Origin of the sequence: Nocardia sp. NPDC101769 (assembly GCF_044766925.1) — a bacterium.
Lineage (GTDB): Bacteria > Actinomycetota > Actinomycetes > Mycobacteriales > Mycobacteriaceae > Nocardia.
On record NZ_JBIWMX010000018.1, the window covers coordinates 14,606 to 33,799 of the forward strand.

Consider the following 19,194-nt stretch of genomic DNA (forward strand, 5'->3'; position numbering starts at 1 on the left):
CTTCACCCGATCATCGACTGCCACCACACCCCAGCCTGGACGAACAGGTGTTCGAGGTTCTCGCTATCGAGCGCTTCGTCGACTCGCCGCGACCGGCCACATAACGCATCTAATACCAACTCGCACAACGAATTACAGGGCAGGATCCAGCACGCCAATGCGTGTATCGCTTCCGTCGCAGACTGAGTGTGCGACGCTGATCATGTCCACACAAGGAGATACATCGAATCGGAGGTCGACATGGCGCAAGGTTTTCCCGATGGGAACTTCCGCATCATCAACGCCGACACGGGGCTCTGCTTGGTCGCCCTGTTCGGGGGGATGTCCGGGGGTATTGGGCAGGAAAGGGACCGCCTCACTGGCGAGTTGGTTGATGTCCCGTATCAGCACACGAAGGACCAGGTGCTCGGGGTGGCGAAGCCCAAGGGTGACAAGGGTGAGCTGTGGTTCCTCGACAACAACAAGAACTCCTGGGGTTACGAGCTCTGGCATCTGGTGAACCTCAACAAGGACATTCGTAGCTGGTACAACCTCTACGCTTGGGACCGGAACTTCGGAAGCGGCGCGTGCGAGCTGGAACTCGTAGGACGCGGGACCCCCAACCAAAACCAGTGGGAGGCCCGGCCGCGTGCGGGAACTGGGCTCTTCGACTTCCTCCCAGTGCCTCAAGGGGAGGGGAAGAAGCTCGTCGGCCTCGCAGGGAACGGGGATGGCACCTATACAGCCGTGCTGGATGACGAGGGCGCTCCTCACCAGCTGTGGCGGTTCGAAGTGGCGTAGCCGGGCCGGAACGTCCGTACCGATTCAGCAGCTCAACCATCGAATCACTCTGCGATCAGTCTGTTCACAGACACTTGGACCGCTTGATCGAAATCCCCGGTCGAGCCCGACGCGCAGGGCAGAGACGACAGCGGGTCTCCAATTGCCTGGAGGCCCGCTGTCGTTGAGTCGAGGGGTTATCTGAGCGGAATCCATCCGAGAGCGAGAGTTCCGGAGTTCAGGGCTTCACTACGGCGACACCGAATAGCAGGGATGGGCCGGGGACCCACAGCCACCCCGGCCCATCCCCTGCAAGAGGCTTGCAGGGAGCCGGAATCAGCTCGGCTGGTCGCCGGTGTACCGGTAGATCTCGCCGGCGGCGTTGACGTGCCACACGGTGCCGTCGGCGCCCGCGGCGATGTCGGTGGCGGTGCCGGGGATCTTGATCCACGGGTTGACGCCGCTGGCGTCGTTGTTGGTGTACCGGTAGATGCTGCCGGCGGGATCGACGCCCCACACATTGGTCCGGGAGCCCACCGCGATCCGCGTGAGGCTGCCGGCGACGCTCGTCCACGGGGTCGAGCTGTCCTGGTCCCCGGTGTACCGGAAGACCTGGTTGCCGCCGTTGACCCCCCAGACGGTGCCGTCGGCGGCCGCACCGATGTCACTCAGCGCCCCAGGGATTTTGATCCATGGGTTGGCGTCGTAGTTGGTGTAGCGGTAGACGGCGGCGGCGGAGTCCACCCCCCACACGTTCGTCCGGGAGCCCGCATCGATACGGACCAGGCTCCCGGTGATCCCCACCCACACCGAGGCCCCCTGGTCTCCGGTGTACCGGTAGATCTGGTTGCTGCCGTTGACCCCCCAGACGGTGCCGTCTGCGGCCGCACCGATGTCACTGAGCCCCCCGGGGATGTTGATCCATGGGTTGGCGTCGTAGTTGGTGTACCGGAAGATGGCGGTCGCCCCGTTCACCCCCCACACCGTGGTCCTGGACCCTGCCGAGATCACACTGAGGCCGCCCACGACCTTCACCCAATCCGCCATGCCGATCACATCCTTTCTAGAACTGCTTTGTAACTCACTTGTCCTGACCCCGAATAGGTCGGTAAAGAGGGTTTTCGACTCCTATCTCCTTGCGGGCCGGAGCGACCCGGCGAAATACCGAGATCGCATGTCCACCAAACGAAATCGTCAGGAACCTCCGTCGGCGTGGAGCCGAGATCGCGCCCGGGCGGTCGATCGGTGCGCACAGGTGGGGCAGCATCCCTCCGATGCCGAGGCACTGGCTCGGTCCTTCGACCGTCATGCAAACCATCTGTGCCGCAGTGCGCTGGCGCTGCTGACGGCGAAGACGTCGATGCGGTCCTTTGCCCCCATGACACCGCGGCGGGTGCGGCGGTCAGTACACCGCCGAGGTCCCTCCAGCCCTGCCAGCCGTTCTCGTACCACTTGTGCTGCAACGTGTGCTGTTGACGCCTCGCGTGAACACATCCGGGCGGCCGGATGTCCACGACGCCGCAGCGGGTGCGCTCGTCAAGGTGCCGCCCAAACCTTCCCATCCAGCCAAGTCATCTCATTGCCTCCCCGGTCGAACAGTGACGAGTGGATCGTGTTACCTGTTTGCCGCGTGGACTGCCGTGACTTCCCGGTGCTCCGGGCTTGCCGACCTAGAACGGTTCGATCTGCCGTACCGAAATATGAAGATGTGAGCCATGATCAGCCCCACTGGATGTGAAAGACGTTCTCTACCAAGGGAAGTACGGCTACACATCAACATGGTCGCACGACCTACTCACCGCCCGGGCCGATTTCGGCGTCATTCGCACCGTGGTCCGATCGCGTGCCCGCCGCCCGCGGTCGTGCCGCTGAACGAGGTCCCGCCGGCGTCGATCCGTCGGTGGTGCTGGTCAGTTCCAATTCGACGACCTGCCAGCCGAATTGGCCGCTCGAGCTGGCGTAGGCCTGCCTCGACGGCGACGAGTGGCGAGCGCACGCGATCGCTGGTGGCCTCGGCGAGTACGCCGCGGTGCACGCGTATCCGGCGACCAAGGCTGCGCTGGCCTACTACGCGCGGACCCGGTCGGCGCAGTACATCGCGCAGGGGGTGCGGCTCAATGCGATCACGCCAGGTCTGATCGATACGCCCATGACCCGGGAAGGCCGCAAGGATCCGCTGCTCGGTGCAGGCATGGAGCAGTTCCTGGCGACCATCCCGGCCGGGCGTGGGGGCCGGCCAGAGGAGGTCGCGTCGGTGGTGAGGTATCTGCTGGGCCCGGAGTCGAGCTATTTCGTCGGTTCGGTGGTCTTCGTCGACGGCGGCACCGACGCGGCGTTCCGCGGCTGGGACTGGCCGCAGGTATGGCAGCTGGGATAGCTCGCAGTCCAGACAGTTGAACTCGCCGGCTGATCGATTCGGTGTCCTGCTCGGCCTACGTCCGATCCTCGGCGGCGACGCCAAGGCCGAGAAGGCCGAGCTGGATCGATTCTCGACACTCACCCGACAGCTGGCGGTACCGCAGCAGTGGGTGGCAAACTCTGCGGCTCGATATCTTCTGGGCTTGTGCTCGATATCGTTGCCTCGGTCGAAGACACCGTGCTGGATCCCGGGCGCCGCGATCAGTGAGGTGGCAGTTGGTCGGTGAACACGACGAGGCCATACCTGTCGAACAGGTCCTGGTGTGCTGCGTCGTCGCGGACGTGACCGGCGCCGATCGAAAGGAAGTAGCCCTCGACGTTGCCCGGGGTGTTGGTGATGATCAGTTCGCTGGAATCGGTGAGGGTCTTGAAGGTGTGCGGTACGAAGCGCGGACCGAACACGTAGGCGCCGGCCTCGACATCGATCGTGTCGCAGGTGTCGATGGTGCGGCCGCCGAACCAGAACCGCACGGCACCGGAGAGCACGATCCAGGCTTCGTCCTCGCGAGTGTGCACGTGCAACGGCGGTGAGGCCTCCGGGTGGACGTGTACACGCATCGCGGTGTGCGCTCCGCGTGTCTCGGCGTCGCCGACCACCTGCTCGTTGGTCTCGGTGTAGTAGTCGCTGAGTGTGCCGGTGCCGCGATCGCGCGCGATCACCGATCCCAGCTCTCGCCATGTGCGCTCGGCGAGAACCTGTGCCGCGTCGAGCGCGTACCGGTCGACGTCGGGGCCTGCGCTGCTTTCCCGTGCCGCCTCGGTCGCCCCGGCGTCTTCGGTGAGGATCCACGCGACATGGGTCCCCGCGTCGCGGTCGCGGATCGCGAACTCCCGTCCGGGGTGTGAGGCGGTCACTTCCCACTGCGAGGTGGTCACTCTGTCGCTGCCGTCGACGAGCACGTACTGGGTGACGCGGTCGCCCGTCTGCGCAGGCCTGCCGGTCAATAGGCGCCCGGCCCGGGTGTGTTCGACGCCGATGCACGCCGGGTTCATTTCGATCCAGTTGGCGGGGGTCGAGATCATGGTGTGGAAGAACTCTGGGGATGCCTCGATGCGCACTGCTGTCGTTTCCTTTCGTTTCCTTCCTCCGGCCCGGCTCGGGCCGGGCCCGTGTCGGGTTGTGCGGTCAGCGGCGGGTGTTGATGCGTTCGCGCTCGAGAAGGGGGCTGATGTGGCGGTGCAGGCCGCGCACGCTTTCGGCGCTGGCCTCGGCGATGAGGGCGATCTGCGCAGGGGAATAGGGGGCATCGGGGCGGTAGAGGGTGTTGCGGGTGAATGTCGTGGTGCCCTGCCCGTCCTCGGTGAGCAGGTACTGCAGACCCGCGCCGAGCTCGTGGTCGATGATCAGGGAGGACTTGCCGTATTCCTGGTCGACGACGTGCCAGTAGAGGTGGTGTTCGCTGCCGTCTTCGAGAAGGCCGGCTTCGTAGATGACGTCACCGACGCGGTACGGACGCTCGGTGACGCCGCCGACGCCGCGGTTGGCGACGTGCCACTCGGGCCAGAAGCGGGCCTGGGTGACCAGGTCGAACACCGCGCCGGCGGGGGCGTTGAAGGTGACAGTGTTGCTGTCACCGATGATCCAGTCGTTGAACTCGGTACCCATGATTGACCTTCCTTTGAAATATGTGCTCTCAAAATGAGAGTACCATCGATGTGAGAGTAGACATGGGGACGGGCGAGCTTCATTCCGCGGAAGGAGTACGGGTGTGATGGACGACATGCGGGCGGGGCGCCGTGTGCAGGCACGTGAGGTGCTCGAGCGGGCGAGCACGGTGCGGGCGGCCTTCCAGACGATCGCCGACACATGGTCGCTGTTGATCCTGCTCGCCCTGCAGGACGGCACCCTGCGCTACAACGAGCTCAAACGCGCGGTGGGTGGGGTCAGCGAGCGCAGGCTCTCGCAGACGCTCAAACTGCTCGAACGCGACGGGGTGGTCGACCGCAACCTCGTGCGCGCCGTTCCCTCCCACGTCGAATACAGCCTGACCCCGATCGGCGAAGAGGTCGTCGACTCCCTCGGCGCGCTGGTATCCACCATCCTGAAACACTCGCCCGATGTGGCACTCGCGCGGCGACGCTACGACGAGCAACACACGCAATCCCAATAGGACTCGGCCCAGGAAAGATGAAATGCTCTGAAGCGACGTCAGAAGCGTGATTGCACAGCGTATCCGCTCTATGCCGCATACCGCGCTGACCGAACCGGCCAGCGCGGTCCGCTGGAAGATCAGCTGGCTGAGGCTATCCGGCGCGGATGGACGTGGCATTGCCGATTGCGGGATGTTCGAGAGCAATTCGGTGTGTCGGCGCGTTACGTCCGTCACTATTGAGCAGGCACGGAAGCACTCAACCTGACGGGCGGGGACGGTCATGGCGCACACACAGGAGCAGATTCTCGAAGGGCTGGCTGAGATCGTCAACGAGGTAGCAGGAATCCCGGTCGAGGAAGTTCAACTCGACAAGTCCTTCACCGATGACCTGGACGTCGATGCGCTCTCGATGGTTGAAGTAGTTGTCGCGGTGGAGGAACGCTTCGACGTGAAGATTCCCGACGAGGACGTGAAGAACCTCAAGACCGTGGGCGATGCGGCCGGCTACATCCTCAAGCATCAGGCATAACCCTTGCGGGCAGTTCGATCTCCGATCTCGCTCGGCCCGATGATGTTCGGCGACGCACGCTCATGCCGCATACCGCGCTGACCGAACCGGCCAGCATGGGCCTGCGGAAGATCAACTCGTCGAGGTCGTCTCAGGCCGCGGCCGAGCGCCAGCGACGCACCATAAGCCGATGACCCGACATTCCGAGACTTGCAGCCTGAGTCCCCTCAGCCTTTTGCCCACGCCCACGCCGTCAATCGCCAGTCGGTGCCGACCTTACGAAGTGCCACGATGAAGACGGCGCCGGTCTGCGTGACCCGCCTACCCCGAAGGTTGTACGAGAAGGTCACCGGAACAACGACATACCCGTAGTCGACGGTGACATCGACATGCCGTGGTTCACCGAGATCGATGTGATAGTCGGAAGCCCCGGTGCGCTCGGCTTCTACGAGCGCATCCCGCCACCAGTCCTGCGCGGCTGTCGGCCCCTGCCACACATGCGGCGACATACCGTCGAGTATCTGCATAGGGTCAGCGCACAACGCCGCCATCGCCTTCTCGTCACCGTTGTTGAAGGCGTCGACGTACTGGCGCACCGTCGCCATCGGATCACTGGAGCCGGACACGGCAGATCTCCTCTCACTCGGTGCTTCGCCCATTGCTTTCCTGGCCGAACCTCCAGGTTATGTACCGGAACGCCTCACACCCTGCAGGCGCGGCGGCAAAGAGACTAACGACCGCCTACGATGCGTCGGCTCATACGCTGAGCTGAACGCACGCTATTGCCGCATACCGCGCTGACCAAACCGGCCGGCGAGCGCCGTCGGAAGATCAACTGGCCGTGCCGATCCGAGGCCTGCTGAACGTCCCGAGCGTTTGTGCGGATCCATCCCGATGATGACCTTCAACATCCCTCCCTTGTCCGGCAGAAACAACTGGTGTCCGTGAGGGAGGGCACCGCTAGTTCGAGCATGGGGCAGGCCCCTCTTCAGCCACTCCCTGCACGGCACCCGGTGGGAGGCAAGCCAATAGAGAGCCACACCAATCCAGACGGTGGGCAGCCGAATATAGGGAGCATCCCACCGGGCACCTGGATCAGATCCTGGCCGGGATCCGATCCTGGCACCAGTCTCTAACTAGCCGAATGTTGTGAACTCGTGGCACGAAAGAAGCGTACGAGCGGTAGTTCCGCTCGTACCAGTTTCAGATCCCGGCACCTCAGCTCAGTAGGTGGTCGAATCGCGGGGCGGCGCCGGGCGGGATCAGTTCGGCGATATCGGTTCGAAGGACGGCCATTTCAGTGTCGCGGGTCGCGCGGGCATGAGGGAGAACCGCCACCTGGCCCAGGGGCCCGCGCAGGAGGCGACTCCAGTAGTAGGCAGCGAAAGCGACCGGTACGCGCGTGAAGATCGTGCTCAGGGCGGGCGGGGTGATCGTGATGCCGCGGACTTCCAAGGCGTGGAAGCCGTCTCGGACGGCTCGCACCATCGTCCGCATAGCGATGTGGTCGGCGGTGAGGCTCTGCAACGAGTAATCGTCGCGGGCGAGGGCGGCGGACAGGGCCAGCACGAACACCGCGTGCGTGGCCAGCCAGGCATCCATGTCATCGGTGCGTTCGACCCGAAAACCCGCTTCGACGAGTGCCTGGACCAGCGGGTCCTCACGTCCACCGCAGAATTCCACCGTGGTCGGCTGCTGTTTGATCTGCAGGTAGTGCACCGTGCCGTCGGGCGTTATGTAGCCACCGACTCCCGGAAAAGCACCGATCACACGATCGGCGCCACAGCGCTCGCGCAGCGGGCCGAGGCCCAAGGGGTTGTTGAACATCGGTACGAGGACACCGGCGGGCACGGTGACGGCCACATCGATCGCCGCCACGCTCTGATCGCGGCGCACGGCGATCAGGATGAAATCGAAGAACTCCTCAGGCACCGCCTCGACCACGCGCACCCTCGCGCTGGTGCGGGTCGACCCTTCACACAGCGTGATGCCCTGCGAGGCCAGCTCGGCCGCTGTATCCCCACGGGCGAGCACCGTCACCGCGTGTCCGGCGTCGACCAGTCGGCAAGCATGGATTCTGCCGATGACACCGGCGCCGATCACCAGGACGCTGAGTGCGCGCATCCCTCATTGTGCGCCTGTGGCTGGGGCGTCCGTCCCGCCCGGAACAAGCTGTGCGCCGCCGAGTTCGAATAACAGTTCTACTGAGTTCGAATAACAGGTCTCCAGATATCAACGGGCCACGATCACCTCAGGCAGCGATTCGGTCCGCCGCCAGTGCACGCTCATGCCGATGATGTTCCATTGAGTTTTCGGGGGAGGGCCGCGCGCAGCCTGCTCGGCGGAATCGATCTGCGCGGTGGTGGTCAGTTCCGGTCGAGATCTCCGGGTTTGGGTGCGAGTGCCCAGTCGAGTGCGAGATCGGCGACTGCTTCCCATCCGTCCTCACCGCAGGTGTAGTGGCTGCGGCCGGGGAACAGTTTGTACGCCGTGATCGCTCGAGAGTGCTCGGGGTGAAGTTCGCGAAGCCGCCCTGGAAGAGGATGCGGCCCGATACGGGGACTGAGTAGCGGTCGTAGACGGCCTTGGAATCCTCATCGGTCAGATTGTTGGTGAAGGCATAGTGGAAATCCTTCTCCGTGATCGGCACGGCACGATTTTTGTTGGCTATGTGGACGATCGGGAAAGCAACATGACCCGTTCGCTCATGTTCTTTGCAGAAACGCTCGGTCAATCCGTTTTTATAAACGGCCCGCCAAGCCCTCGGCGCTGCCCCGTATTCGCGAGTGAAGGCTTGGGTGACCGTTGCTCGGAGGTGTATCCCACGGCGACGACGGTTGGCTCGCACTGCGTTCCACGGACTCGCACCGCCCAGGCTGGCTGGTGTTGATCCGCCCTGCGGGCGAAACACCCGAAGAGCGTGTGCTATTCGGCGGATTCGAGGCGCGCAACACGTCGAACTTCACGTGTGAACGTCCGCTCCTGCCGCAGACCGCGTCGACCGAACCGGCCATCGCGGGGCGCCGAGGCCCGGAACCTGGTGCGGTGCAGAACGTCCTCTTACTAGCCGATTTCAGGGCGCCTTGGCCCGGATGGGCGCTGCGCCGAGTCGGGTCGAAAGTGTGCACAACGCGGACACCACGCGCGGTGGTTCGTCACCAGCCGCGCTGTCGCCACTCCGCGAGGTGAGGGCGTTCCGCACCGAGAGTTGTGTCGTTGCCGTGCCCCGGATAGACCCAGGTTTCGTCGGGAAGTTGATCGAACAGTTTGGTCTCGACGTCGTCGATGAGGCTGGCGAACGCTCGGGGGTCGTTGTGGGTGTTGCCGACGCCCCCTGGGAAGAGGCAGTCACCGGTGAACACGTGCGGGTGCCCATGGGGATCGTCGTAGACGAGAGCGACACTGCCGGGAGTATGACCGACAAGGTGACGCGCGGTGAGTTCCACACGCCCGACCCTGATGACGTCACCGTCCTCGACAGGGACATCTGTCGACACGGGAATGCCTTCGGCGTCGTAGCGCCCGGCATAGGTACGGGCACCGGTGACATCGACGACCTCCGAGAGAGCACCCCAATGATCGGCATGCCGATGGGTGGTGACGACCGAAGCTATACCGGAGTCACCGATCAAGGTCAGCAGTGTCTTGGGCTCCGCGGCGGCATCGATCAGCAACTGTTCGTCTGTGGCGCGGCAACGTAGCAGATAAGCGTTGTTGTTCATGGGGCCGACGGCAACCTTTGAAATCACCAGGTCGGTCAGCTCGTGCACATCGGCGGGACCGCCGACCTCTACCACCCCGGAATACGTCATGGGAGCAGTGTAGGGCGAGCCCGGCAGCGGAAAGGGTACCGCAGCCTGACGCGCACCGATTTCAGGGCTTCCGCAGTGGTGTACACGATTTCGGCCGCACCGATGACTTTCCGGTGAATGCGTCGTCGATACCTGTGGATATACCGACAGACAGGAGCCCGGGATGACGAGACCGTTTCGAAGTGGCATGACGTTGGTGTGGGCGAACGGTGTGGATCTCGGTATAGAGAGCTTCGGCCGCGAGGACGATCCGCTGATCCTGCTGGTCGGCGGCCCAACGATGCTGTCGTGGCCCGACGCGGTGTGCGAGCGGCTCGCGTCGGGCGGGCGACGCGTGGTCCGCTACGACCTGCGCGACTCCGGCGCGTCGACGACCCTCGACCCGCAGAATCCGGGTTACGACCTGCGAGACCTCGCCACGGATGCGGCTGCGCTGGTCGAGGTCCTCGGTGCCGGGACCGCCCAGTTCGGTGGGGTCGGCGTCGGCGGGATGGTCGCTCAGGTCGCCGCGCTGGACCACCCGGAAGTGTGCTCCGCGCTGACCCTCGTCGGCACCCGGCCGGTAGCGCCAGGTCCGGCCGACGAGGACTTACCGGACCACGACCCCGCGGTCATGGCCGTGCTGTTCTCCCGCCCGCTGCCGGACTGGACCGACCGGGATGCCGTCGCGGCGTTCGCTGCCGAGGGAGCCGAGCCGAAGGGCGACGATCCGGAGGAGGCGCGAGCGACGGCGTCCCGCATCTGGGACCGGACGCCGTCGAGCGATCCCGCGGTGCACCAGGCGAACCAGCTCGCGATGGTGTTCTCCCGGATCGACTGCGCCCCGCGATGGCGGGAGCGGCTCGGCGAGCTCGGCATGCCCGCGCTTGTGGTGCACGGTCGCGCCGATCCGTTCTTCCCGGTCGGCAACGGCGAGGTCCTCGCCGCCGAGATCCCCGCGGCGCGACTGCTCGTCCTCGACGACATGGGCACCGCCCTGCGGACCGCCGCAGCCGACCAGGTCGCCGCCGCCATGCTCGCCCTCTGACCACTCGGCTGAACGTGCTGGGCTGCGAACGCTCAGCCACCCGACCGCACTCGAACTACACCCTTTCGCACCGACATGGCCTCGGCCTCCTGACATCTCAACCATCCGCGCATGCCGATCACAGGTTGTCGACAGGCCGCAGCGAAGACAGGCCCGTTAACGTGGGTACCCCAGAAGTGATGTGAACCAACGACTCTCAGACCACAGGAAGTAGGCTCACGACAATCGAAGGAAGGGACTGTCGGGTCAACGGTCGATTCCGGCAGTCCCATCCGTGGAGTGCTGGGAACCGGCGTTCACACAGCCCGTGCCGATCAAACGCCCTTCGCACGACCCGGCACCAGCACCCGAACTGCGAAGCCAATCGGGTAGCCCGGGTGGGCATCAACGCTTCGGCGACAACCAGCCCGCGTCGATCAACTGCTGTGCCAGACCGTCTGCCTGGCGAATGCCGGCTTGGAACGCTTCCGGCCAGCTCGCGAGAACGTCCGGATCGGTCGCGAATGCGTTGAATACGTCGATCGTGGCCGCGTCGGGGCGGAACCGCACGACGGTATCGGTCACTATCGTCGCGAGTTCGGCCCGAACCTGTTCGGACGGGACCCTGTGCGCCAACGGCTCGACGACCAGAACGACGTCCGAGTCCGCGGCGAGGTCCGCGTTGGTGGGCGACCAGACCCCGCCATCAATGTAGTAGCGGTCTCCGACAACGACAGGCGGGAAGGCTCCCGGAAGGGAGCGGCTCGCGGCGACAGCGGTCGCCAGGGGCACACCGCTGCCGCTGTCCCACACCTGGCGCTGACCACTGGCCGCGTCCACGACGACGATCCGCAGCCTGCGATCCGGCCAGTCATTGCCGCCGACCAGCCACTCCATCGGTGCGATATGCGCCGGTTGCGCCGGCTCCTCGGCCATCGCCATTCGACCCACCTTGCGCCGGGCCGCATCACGATCCAACGTCCGGTCCGACAGCACCGAGAAAACGGCGGCAACCAGCTCGGGCTTGACCACCGACGGTGGTTCCGTGCTGCCGGGAGGACGTGGATCGTCGGCAAACGAGTCCAGATTTCGCCCCGCTATCAGCGCGGCCCCGACGACCGCGCCTGCGGACGTGCCGACAATCGAGTCGGCCGAACCCAAATCGATTCCACGGCGGCGCAATTCAGCGGCCAAACCCGCCATCCACGCCGTCCCGGGGACGCCGCCCCCACCCAGAACAACCGAACGCCGGACGGTCTCACCGGACATTCGATCGACAATGCGACTCTCCATGCCGCGATCCTAACGACAGTCACCATCGTCGCCGGTCATCACAATCGCCGGGCATCGACCGCCCCTGCGTCAACTCCCTTGCCCTCCAATACAGAAAGCGCAAAACCAATGAGACAACACCGAAAACCCGATCGGACGAGCCATGAGCCGCGCATGTCGAAATGAGCACGGATGCAAAGGAAGCCGGGAAACTCACAGCGTTGCCCGAACCGGTCAGAGCGGGATGGTCGGCACAGAGACCGGCTGCGGCGCAGGAACATCCGCTGGCCGATTCCAGTGCGTCCGTCTGGATGTTCGGTCTGTCATGGGTTAGCGTGTGGTCGATCGCGACTGGCGTCACGTGGGCCGACCACGAGGAAGCGCAGTATCGGAGCGTCGTACGCCTGGGTGCTCCCCATCTCGACACGAGAGACGGGGTATGGCAATGGGCTTGCGCTACGGCATGAATCCACATCAACGCGCGCGGGTATCGGCCGGCGGTGACCATGTTCGGGTGGTGCACGGCGCGGCGTCGATGATCAACTACCTCGATGCGCTCAATGCCTGGCAACTGGTCGCCGAGGCCAGTCGAGCCACGGGCAAGGTGGCTGCGGCGTCGTTCAAGCACGTCTCCCCGGCCGGTGCCGCACTCGCCGGAAACCTCGATGAAACCATGTGTCACAGTTGGGGATTGGGCGACAGCTCGGTCGGCCCGATCACGGCGGCCTATGTGCGGGCGCGCGACGCCGATCCGCGTTCATCCTATGGCGACATGATCGCGGTGTCCGAACCGGTTGATCACGAGCTCGCCGAACTGTTGGCCTCGGTCGTCTCCGATGGCATCATCGCACCGGGTTATGCCCCCGGAACCGTAGCGGCACTGGGCCGCAAGAAGGGCGGGCGATTCGTCGTATTCGAGATCGATCCCGCATTCCAGCCACCCCGGTCGGAGGTTCGAACTGTTTTCGGCGTCAGCTTTGAACAGGACCGCGACCACTTGCCGATCACCGAAGACCTGCTGGAGGTGACTGTCGGCGACCCGATCAGCGGCAACGCGACGATCGACGCACTGCTGGGCATGGTCACCGCCCGATACACCCAGTCCAATACCGTCGTTTACGTCCGCGACGGCATGAGTATCGGTGTCGGTGCGGGACAGCAGTCGCGAATCGACTGCACATTGCTCGCCGGAAGTAAGGCACGCACCTGGTGGACGCGGCGACACCCCGCCGTTCAACAGATGCCACTGCCTTCGACGATGTCGCGTCAGCAACGGTTGAATTGGCAGATATCCACCGCCGCAGGCACTCTCACTCCCGCGCAATCGCGTGAGCTCGTTTCGGGCCGCACCCGATCCGACAGCTTCCTGGAAGAGGCCGAACGGGCCAGCTGGGCCCATCAGCTCTCGGGCGTCTCACTCGTCTCCGACGGGTATCTCCCGTTCCGGGACAATATCGACGTTGCTGCCGAACACGGGGTTGAGCTCTGCATCGAGCCTGGCGGTGCCCTCCAGTCGAACGTCATCGCCGATGCCTGCCGCGAACACCGCATCACCCTCGCCCGCACCGGAGTTCGACTCTTTCACCACTGAGTCGCGGCGACTGCCGAGGCCCATCGATCGGATTTATCCGCTCATGGCAGCGGTGGGCAGCCGCAACCCCGCGCCGACCGAACCGGTCGGCGCGGAACCTCGGAAGAATTACGGGCGGGCGTCATCTCGGGCGGATGACCGACCGAGGGCAGTGCGCGGCAATGCCGATGATGCTCGTTCGCGCCTGCCGCATTTGAAAAGAGATGGCCGAAGCCGCTCGTCGATGTGTCCAGAGCTTCAGTTCACGGGCACGGTGTTGTGGTTGATGACGTCCTCGATCGGTCGGATGGCAGCAGTTTGGTTCGAGGGTTCGGCGCCGTCGAGGATGGTGTCGAGGATGGGGGCGCGGTCGAGGGTGGCGGGGAGGCGGTGGGATTCGCGGGCGCTGACGATGACCGCGTGCAGCAAGGTTGCGTAGACGCGGGAGCGAGGGACGGTCAGGCGCCAGCCGTGGCGTTCACGGTCGCGCAGACGGGTTTCGATGGTGTCGAGGACGTCCTGGATAACCTGGATCTCGATCAGGTCTGGATCATCGCAGGGCATGGCGACCACCGAAAAGCAGTGTGCTGTAGCCGAATACCGCGGCTCGTAGCAGGGTGAACAGGGATCTGTGTGGGGTCGGCGGTGTTCGCGCCGCACGGGGATCGAGGACCATGCGCCCGGATGCGACCAGGGCGGTGCGCGCTTGTCCTCGCACCAGGCAGGTGTCGACTCCGCATTCGAGATGCAGTTGCATCGCGATATGCGCTTGTGCGGCGGTCAGTTTGCCGGGATCGGAGTAGCACGACCACAGCCCGCGGACCGAATAGCCGACCGTAGCGGGCTCGTTCGATGGAGGTTCGGTGTCGGCGGCTTGTCGCTTCTCTCGTTCGATACGGTCGATGATCGCTTGCACAGACCACGGGTTGTTGATGGACATCGTCACCTACCTATGTGCCGTCGCTATAGTCCCAGCAGACCACCGTCGACCACTTATGACATTGTCATTCAGGGATTCTCGGGAAACGACGGCAAAGTCCCAGCACCGGTGTCACTCTGGGATTGGAGCAGTGCCACTCTGACAGAGTCGAGGAGTTAGCGATGCCCGAGGAGAATCCGCGCGCTTCGCTGCCACGTCGGCAGCTCGGGCGATACATACGTCGTCAGCGCGAGGAGAACACGGTACTCACGCAGGCCGAGGTTGCGGCTGCGATGCAATGGAGCCACAGTAAGTACTCCCGGTTGGAACGGGGTGAGCCCGGCAGGATTCTCGATCGAGACCTTCGTGAGCTCGGCAAGATCCTCGAGATCGCGGACGAGAAGACCGACGCCATGATCGAACTCGCCCGGCAGGTTGCCGAAAAGACCTGGTACAACAGCTTCAATGACCTCATCCGGGCGAACTTCGATGTCTACATGCGGATGGAAACCGAAGCTGGTGCGATGGAGATCTACCGTCCCGATCTCGTCCCTGGACTGTTCCAGACCTCCGACTACGCCCGATCGCTGAACAGGATCTACTTCCCGAAAGACTCTGAGGAAGAACAGGATCGGCGGATCGAACTGAAGCTCAAACGTCAGACGATCATCACCCGCAAGAGGGCGCCCGTCACTGTCGATCTGGTGCTCCACGAGTCGGCCCTGTACACGACGGTCGGCAATGACGTGACCATGGCGGCGCAGTTGCGGCATCTTGCCGACCTGGGCACCCGCTCGAACATCAGCGTTCGTGTTCTGCCGTTCCGGTCCGGGTTTCCGCTCGGGATGTCGGTTGGACCGTTCGTCACGCTCGATTTCAAGCCAGATGCGAAGGGCGTCGCTGAACCGACAGTCATCTACGTCGAGAGCTACACCGGCGATATGTACCTTGAAGGACAGGCCGACGTCGGCAAGTACCGCCGGGCGTTCGCAACGATTCAGCACGCCGCACTGGACGCCGTAACCAGCCGGAACCTGCTGCGGCAGGTCGCAAGAAGGGACATAGGACAGTGAACGATCGCCACCGTTCCGGGGGAGTGTGGTTCAAGAGCACCTACAGTGCTGGAAACTCGGAATGCGTTGAGGTCGCGTTCCTCGACGGGGGCATGGTCGGGATTCGTGACTCGAAGAACTCGACCGGCCCAGCGCTCGTCTTTGCCCCCGGCGAGTGGGACGCTTTCACCGCCGGTGTGGTGGACGGGGACTTCAACCCCGCGGTCTGATCTGGGCTTGGCCGTAGTAGCGGATTGATATGGCCCGCGCGGGAAACCTCGCGCGGGCCAGGGTCGTTCATGAATGATTAACACTGCCTGTGGTTGGCTCGATAGCCACACGACGGTGACCGCGCGCGCCGGCGACCCTGTGCCATACTCGGCCGGGGTCGGGCGCAGCGCCCGAGGGAGGAAAGAGAACTCAATGGGCCTGTTCGACATGATCCGCGGCGAATTCGTCGACGTCATCGAATGGTTGGATGACACTCGTACCACACTGGCGTGGCGGTTTCCCCGCTACGAGAACGAGATCAAGAACGGCGCGGAACTGATCGTCCGGGAGGGACAGCAGGCGGTCTTCGTCTACCGCGGGCAGCTGGCCGACAAGTTCGGTCCCGGCCACTACCAGCTGACCACCGAGAACATGCCGATCATGTCCACCCTGCAGGCCTGGCGGCACGGCTTCAACTCGCCGTTCCGGTCCGAGGTGTACTACGTGAACACCCGCGCCGTCACCGACATGCGCTGGGGCACACCGCAACCGGTCACCGTGCGCGACCCCGACTTCCGCATGGTGCAGATCCGCGCCAACGGCACCGCGAACGTCCGTGTCACCGACATCGAGGTGTTCCTGCGCCAGATGATCGGCACCAATGCCGAGGTCGACGCCGACGTGCTCAGCGAGCAGCTGCGCGCCAATGTCGCCCTGGCCTTCTCCGACATGGTGCTGGCCAGCGGCCTGGGCGCCATCGATCTGCAGGGCCGCCAGGTCGAACTGTCCGACAAGCTGCGCGAATTCGTCGGCCAGCGCCTGTCCGGCTTCGGTATCGGGGTCGAGGGCGTCACCATGACGATCTCCCTGCCGGAGGAAATCCAGCAGGCCATGACCCGCGGCGTGGCGCGCGGCGTCGAAGCCGGCGGCTTCATGAACAATGTCGACCTCAACCGCTACCAGCAGATGCAGGCCGCCGACGCCATGCTCGCCGCCGCCCAGAACCCCGGCGGCGGAATGGGAGCCGCCATGCAGGCCGGTATGGGCGTGGTCCTCGGCGGCCAGATGGCCGGCGCCATGCAGGGCAGCATCGCCCAGCCCCAGCAACCCGGCTACGCCCAGCCCCAGCAGGGCGGTTACGCCCAGCCCGCCGCCCCCCAGCAGGCGGCCCCGCCGCCGCTCCCCGGCCAGCAGCAGTTCCACTTCGACAACGCCGGCCAGGCCGCGGGCCCCTTCCCCATCGAGCAACTACGCCAATACGTCTCGTCCGGTCAGCTGACCCGCGACACCAACGTCTGGACCGAGGGCATGCCGGGCTGGCAACCAGCCAACTCCGTCCCCGCCCTCCAGCCCCTATTCGCCACGCCGCCCCCGCTCCCGGGCACCCCGCCGCCCCTGCCCCCGCAGTAGCGGCACGTCGGCCGATGGCATCGCCCGCCCGGGCGGTGTCCTTGGCCCGGTTCGCGCGGCGCGCCGAGACGAGTGCCCGATGGTGGGAACCCAGCTCCCGCAGCTCATTCCGCTGCCCCGGGCTCCGGTGCCCACGACAGCCCATCGGTCGCAGCCGCCGCGTCGCGGCCGTCGTCGCCCGGCTACCGCCTATCCGCCCGCTGCACACCCGGAAGGCATCTCCGTCCGGGCTGCCCCGCACCCATGCTCGAGCCCCGGGTGCGTCCCCAAAGTCCTTCCACCCCATGGCGCGACCCGAGTCCGCCGCACCGAGTGAGCCCACATGAACGATAACCAGCAGCCCCCACGCCCGTCCGGCCCGCCGCCACTCCCGGCCAGGGACCCGGCCGCCCCGCACCCGGCCGACCCCCAGCCATGGACACCGCCGCGACCGGCCCACGACCAGGGCCAAGGCGGCCTCCCTCCCGCGCAACCGCCGCTCCCCGGTGGTCCCGGCGCAGGATCGCCTGTGCCGCCACAATTTCCGCCTGTCGGCGGCGGACAGGGCGGAGTCCCGCCCATGCCGCGGGCCGCCCCGCCACAGAACTTCGGCCCGCCGCCGGCCGCTGCTGCCGGGCCGGGAGCCGTTGCGCCGCCGCCGCTTCCGCGCCCAGGGACTCCTCCGCCGTTGCCGGGGACCGCGGCGCCCGCGCCGGCTGGGCCGCCGCCGCTGCCTGGTGGCGCGGGCGGCCGGCGGGTGGCAGCGCCGTCCGCGCCGCCGCCGCTTCCGGGCGCCGGAGTAACGGCGGGGCCGCCCCCGCTGCCGGGTGGGTACGGTCCGGGGCAGCCGCTGCCGGCGCCCGCGGGTGCTATGCCGCCGCAGGTGATCGTCGCGCCGGTGATCGTGCCGGGCGCCGGGGCTGTGGCGCCGGTCGAGGCGGAAAGTCATGGGGCGCAGCCGGGGTCGATGGCGCCGGATCGGGCGATGTTGCATCAGACGGAGTTGACTCGGACGTATCCGTGTTCTTCGTGTGGGGCGCAGTTGGTGTTCGATCCGGTGGGGCAGGATCTGTTGTGTCCCAGTTGCGGGAACCGGTCTCCGGTGACGGCGCCGGTTGTGGCGGTTCAGGCTCGGGAGTTGGGGCCTGCGATTGCGGCGTTGCGGGAGTTGCAGGCGCATGCGGCGGGGCCGCAGGTGACGGGGGAGTGGGAGGTGAAGTGCCAGAACTGTGGTGGGACAACCGGGTTCAACGGGAGTCTCACCGCTACTCGGTGTCCGTACTGCGCCACGCCCATTCAGCGGGATGATGTGCACAATGCGCCGGCCCGGCTCCCGGTGGACGGTGTGGTGCCGTTCCTGGTGGGGGAGAAGCAGGCTCGGGAGCTGGTCGAGAAGTGGGTGTCGGGGCGGTGGTTCGCGCCCTCGAACTTCCGGAAGTACCGTCGGATCGGGGCGTTCTCCAGCCTGTATACCGCGTATTTCACCTATGACGCCGATACCCAGAGCTGGTATCAGGGTGAGCGCGGCGACGACTATAAGGTGCGGGTCGGGACGGATTCGGACGGCGATCCGATCTATGAGACCCGGACCCGGTGGTATCCGGTGGCCGGTGAGGTCGCCAATGAATTCGCGGATCTGCCGGTGCTGGCCAACGACAATATGAACCGCAACCGGATTCGGGCGCTGGAGCCGTGGCCGGTGGAGCAGGCGCGCGCCTATTCACCGGAATTCGTGGCCGGGCACCTGTGCCGCACCTACGACAATGATGCGGAGCAATCGTTCCCGGAAGCGCAGCAGCGGATGGAGTCGGCGATCGAATCCACCGTGCGCGGCGATATCGGCGGCGACCATCAGCGCATCCACCAGCTGAACACGAACTGGAACTGGCTGGCGTACAAGCATCTGCTGCTGCCGATCTGGCTGCTGACGGTCGTCTACATGGACAAGACCTACCAGGTGTACATCAACGGCCTCACCGGCCAGGTGTCCGGCGACCGCCCGTGGAGCAAGGTCAAGATCATCGCCGCGATCTTGGCGGCGCTCGCGATCATCGTCACGGTGATCCTGGTGTACGGCAAGGTGCACGGCCATCACACCCCGGCGCATCCGACCGGACCGAGCCACTCGACCGTCGCCCCGCCGCACCCCACCACCCATCGCTGACCGACCGACGAAAGTGAGCCGA

The 19,194-nt window shown here is 65.4% G+C and carries 20 protein-coding genes; 10 read left to right on the top strand and 10 right to left on the bottom strand.

What is annotated here, in order from left to right:
• The first annotated feature begins 240 nt into the window (after positions 1-240).
• The gene (locus ACIRRA_RS25885; protein ID WP_402772922.1) at positions 241-780 is read left to right on the top strand and encodes a hypothetical protein; all 540 of its coding nucleotides are present in this window, start codon (positions 241-243) and stop codon (positions 778-780) included.
• A gap of 315 nt (positions 781-1,095) precedes the next feature.
• Here the strand turns inward: ACIRRA_RS25885 and ACIRRA_RS25890 are convergent, their stop codons facing one another.
• Complete coding sequence (locus ACIRRA_RS25890) at positions 1,096-1,806, bottom strand: tectonin domain-containing protein (protein WP_402772925.1); 711 nt, start codon at positions 1,804-1,806, stop codon at positions 1,096-1,098.
• A gap of 952 nt (positions 1,807-2,758) precedes the next feature.
• Here ACIRRA_RS25890 and ACIRRA_RS25895 point away from each other — a divergent pair.
• Complete coding sequence (locus tag ACIRRA_RS25895) at positions 2,759-3,136, top strand: SDR family NAD(P)-dependent oxidoreductase (protein WP_402773331.1); 378 nt, start codon at positions 2,759-2,761, stop codon at positions 3,134-3,136.
• Between the two features lie 242 nt (positions 3,137-3,378).
• On the opposite strand, the gene ACIRRA_RS25900 is transcribed toward ACIRRA_RS25895, so the two are convergent.
• Positions 3,379-4,236 (bottom strand): cupin domain-containing protein, encoded by an 858-nt coding sequence (locus ACIRRA_RS25900; RefSeq protein WP_402772928.1) that lies wholly within the window; start codon positions 4,234-4,236, stop codon positions 3,379-3,381.
• A 67-nt stretch (positions 4,237-4,303) separates the two neighbouring features.
• Entirely contained in the window at positions 4,304-4,783 is a 480-nt protein-coding gene (locus tag ACIRRA_RS25905; protein ID WP_402772931.1) for an SRPBCC family protein, read from the bottom strand.
• Positions 4,784-4,889: 106 nt separating this feature from the next.
• Between ACIRRA_RS25905 and ACIRRA_RS25910 the strand changes: the two genes are divergently transcribed.
• Together ACIRRA_RS25910 and ACIRRA_RS25915 are read left to right on the top strand one after the other, a co-directional pair.
• Positions 4,890-5,288 carry a winged helix-turn-helix transcriptional regulator gene (locus ACIRRA_RS25910; protein WP_402773334.1) on the top strand — a complete coding sequence of 133 codons (399 nt, stop codon included), beginning with the start codon at positions 4,890-4,892 and terminating at the stop codon, positions 5,286-5,288.
• Positions 5,289-5,550: 262 nt separating this feature from the next.
• Positions 5,551-5,799 carry an acyl carrier protein gene (locus tag ACIRRA_RS25915; protein ID WP_402772934.1) on the top strand — a complete coding sequence of 83 codons (249 nt, stop codon included), beginning with the start codon at positions 5,551-5,553 and terminating at the stop codon, positions 5,797-5,799.
• A 206-nt stretch (positions 5,800-6,005) separates the two neighbouring features.
• On the opposite strand, the gene ACIRRA_RS25920 is transcribed toward ACIRRA_RS25915, so the two are convergent.
• The 4 genes from ACIRRA_RS25920 to ACIRRA_RS25935 all read right to left on the bottom strand — a co-directional run bounded on the left by ACIRRA_RS25920 (position 6,006) and on the right by ACIRRA_RS25935 (position 9,590).
• Complete coding sequence (locus ACIRRA_RS25920) at positions 6,006-6,383, bottom strand: nuclear transport factor 2 family protein (protein ID WP_402772937.1); 378 nt, start codon at positions 6,381-6,383, stop codon at positions 6,006-6,008.
• Between the two features lie 613 nt (positions 6,384-6,996).
• Positions 6,997-7,902, bottom strand: coding sequence for a ketopantoate reductase family protein (locus ACIRRA_RS25925; RefSeq protein WP_402772940.1), 906 nt, complete (start codon positions 7,900-7,902; stop codon positions 6,997-6,999).
• A 127-nt stretch (positions 7,903-8,029) separates the two neighbouring features.
• Positions 8,030-8,512 carry a hypothetical protein gene (locus ACIRRA_RS25930; protein ID WP_402772943.1) on the bottom strand — a complete coding sequence of 161 codons (483 nt, stop codon included), beginning with the start codon at positions 8,510-8,512 and terminating at the stop codon, positions 8,030-8,032.
• 421 nt (positions 8,513-8,933) lie between these two features.
• The gene (locus ACIRRA_RS25935; protein ID WP_402772945.1) at positions 8,934-9,590 is read right to left on the bottom strand and encodes an MBL fold metallo-hydrolase; all 657 of its coding nucleotides are present in this window, start codon (positions 9,588-9,590) and stop codon (positions 8,934-8,936) included.
• Between the two features lie 163 nt (positions 9,591-9,753).
• Between ACIRRA_RS25935 and ACIRRA_RS25940 the strand changes: the two genes are divergently transcribed.
• Positions 9,754-10,617 carry an alpha/beta fold hydrolase gene (locus ACIRRA_RS25940; protein ID WP_402772948.1) on the top strand — a complete coding sequence of 288 codons (864 nt, stop codon included), beginning with the start codon at positions 9,754-9,756 and terminating at the stop codon, positions 10,615-10,617.
• Between the two features lie 384 nt (positions 10,618-11,001).
• Here ACIRRA_RS25940 and ACIRRA_RS25945 read toward each other — a convergent pair whose 3' ends face one another.
• Positions 11,002-11,865 carry a patatin-like phospholipase family protein gene (locus tag ACIRRA_RS25945; RefSeq protein WP_402772951.1) on the bottom strand — a complete coding sequence of 288 codons (864 nt, stop codon included), beginning with the start codon at positions 11,863-11,865 and terminating at the stop codon, positions 11,002-11,004.
• 442 nt (positions 11,866-12,307) lie between these two features.
• On the opposite strand from ACIRRA_RS25945, the gene ACIRRA_RS25950 reads away from it, so the two are divergent.
• The gene (locus tag ACIRRA_RS25950) at positions 12,308-13,459 is read left to right on the top strand and encodes a phosphoribosylaminoimidazolecarboxamide formyltransferase (protein WP_402772953.1); all 1,152 of its coding nucleotides are present in this window, start codon (positions 12,308-12,310) and stop codon (positions 13,457-13,459) included.
• 237 nt (positions 13,460-13,696) lie between these two features.
• On the opposite strand, the gene ACIRRA_RS25955 is transcribed toward ACIRRA_RS25950, so the two are convergent.
• Together ACIRRA_RS25955 and ACIRRA_RS25960 are read right to left on the bottom strand one after the other, a co-directional pair.
• The gene (locus tag ACIRRA_RS25955) at positions 13,697-14,011 is read right to left on the bottom strand and encodes a hypothetical protein (protein ID WP_402772956.1); all 315 of its coding nucleotides are present in this window, start codon (positions 14,009-14,011) and stop codon (positions 13,697-13,699) included.
• The gene (locus ACIRRA_RS25960) at positions 13,989-14,378 is read right to left on the bottom strand and encodes a hypothetical protein (RefSeq protein ID WP_402772959.1); all 390 of its coding nucleotides are present in this window, start codon (positions 14,376-14,378) and stop codon (positions 13,989-13,991) included. Before ACIRRA_RS25960 ends, ACIRRA_RS25955 begins: the two co-directional genes overlap by 23 nt.
• A gap of 161 nt (positions 14,379-14,539) precedes the next feature.
• Between ACIRRA_RS25960 and ACIRRA_RS25965 the strand changes: the two genes are divergently transcribed.
• From ACIRRA_RS25965 to ACIRRA_RS25980, 4 genes are all read left to right on the top strand, one after another.
• Complete coding sequence (locus tag ACIRRA_RS25965) at positions 14,540-15,430, top strand: helix-turn-helix domain-containing protein (RefSeq protein ID WP_402772962.1); 891 nt, start codon at positions 14,540-14,542, stop codon at positions 15,428-15,430.
• Positions 15,427-15,639: a DUF397 domain-containing protein gene (locus ACIRRA_RS25970; RefSeq protein ID WP_402772965.1), complete on the top strand. Its 213-nt coding sequence runs from the start codon at positions 15,427-15,429 to the stop codon at positions 15,637-15,639. Before ACIRRA_RS25965 ends, ACIRRA_RS25970 begins: the two co-directional genes overlap by 4 nt.
• A 193-nt stretch (positions 15,640-15,832) precedes the next feature.
• Positions 15,833-17,029, top strand: coding sequence for an SPFH domain-containing protein (locus ACIRRA_RS25975; protein ID WP_356996506.1), 1,197 nt, complete (start codon positions 15,833-15,835; stop codon positions 17,027-17,029).
• A gap of 1,117 nt (positions 17,030-18,146) precedes the next feature.
• A complete protein-coding gene (locus ACIRRA_RS25980; protein ID WP_402772968.1) occupies positions 18,147-19,172 on the top strand; it encodes a hypothetical protein in 1,026 nt (341 codons plus the stop codon).
• Positions 19,173-19,194 lie beyond the last annotated feature (22 nt).

Excerpts from the sequence above, each read along its gene's own strand:
- ACIRRA_RS25910 (WP_402773334.1), top strand. The coding sequence starts at position 4,890 with ATGGACGACATGCGGGCGGGGCGCCGTGTGCAGGCACGTGAGGTGCTC.
- ACIRRA_RS25915 (WP_402772934.1), top strand. The coding sequence starts at position 5,551 with ATGGCGCACACACAGGAGCAGATTCTCGAAGGGCTGGCTGAGATCGTC.
- ACIRRA_RS25975 (WP_356996506.1), top strand. The coding sequence starts at position 15,833 with ATGGGCCTGTTCGACATGATCCGCGGCGAATTCGTCGACGTCATCGAA.
- ACIRRA_RS25965 (WP_402772962.1), top strand. The coding sequence starts at position 14,540 with ATGCCCGAGGAGAATCCGCGCGCTTCGCTGCCACGTCGGCAGCTCGGG.
- ACIRRA_RS25885 (WP_402772922.1), top strand. The coding sequence starts at position 241 with ATGGCGCAAGGTTTTCCCGATGGGAACTTCCGCATCATCAACGCCGAC.
- ACIRRA_RS25935 (WP_402772945.1), bottom strand. The coding sequence starts at position 9,590 with ATGACGTATTCCGGGGTGGTAGAGGTCGGCGGTCCCGCCGATGTGCAC.
- ACIRRA_RS25950 (WP_402772953.1), top strand. The coding sequence starts at position 12,308 with ATGGCAATGGGCTTGCGCTACGGCATGAATCCACATCAACGCGCGCGG.
- ACIRRA_RS25920 (WP_402772937.1), bottom strand. The coding sequence starts at position 6,383 with ATGGCGACGGTGCGCCAGTACGTCGACGCCTTCAACAACGGTGACGAG.
- ACIRRA_RS25925 (WP_402772940.1), bottom strand. The coding sequence starts at position 7,902 with ATGCGCGCACTCAGCGTCCTGGTGATCGGCGCCGGTGTCATCGGCAGA.
- ACIRRA_RS25905 (WP_402772931.1), bottom strand. The coding sequence starts at position 4,783 with ATGGGTACCGAGTTCAACGACTGGATCATCGGTGACAGCAACACTGTC.
- ACIRRA_RS25890 (WP_402772925.1), bottom strand. The coding sequence starts at position 1,806 with ATGGCGGATTGGGTGAAGGTCGTGGGCGGCCTCAGTGTGATCTCGGCA.
- ACIRRA_RS25960 (WP_402772959.1), bottom strand. The coding sequence starts at position 14,378 with ATGTCCATCAACAACCCGTGGTCTGTGCAAGCGATCATCGACCGTATC.
- ACIRRA_RS25945 (WP_402772951.1), bottom strand. The coding sequence starts at position 11,865 with ATGTCCGGTGAGACCGTCCGGCGTTCGGTTGTTCTGGGTGGGGGCGGC.
- ACIRRA_RS25940 (WP_402772948.1), top strand. The coding sequence starts at position 9,754 with ATGACGAGACCGTTTCGAAGTGGCATGACGTTGGTGTGGGCGAACGGT.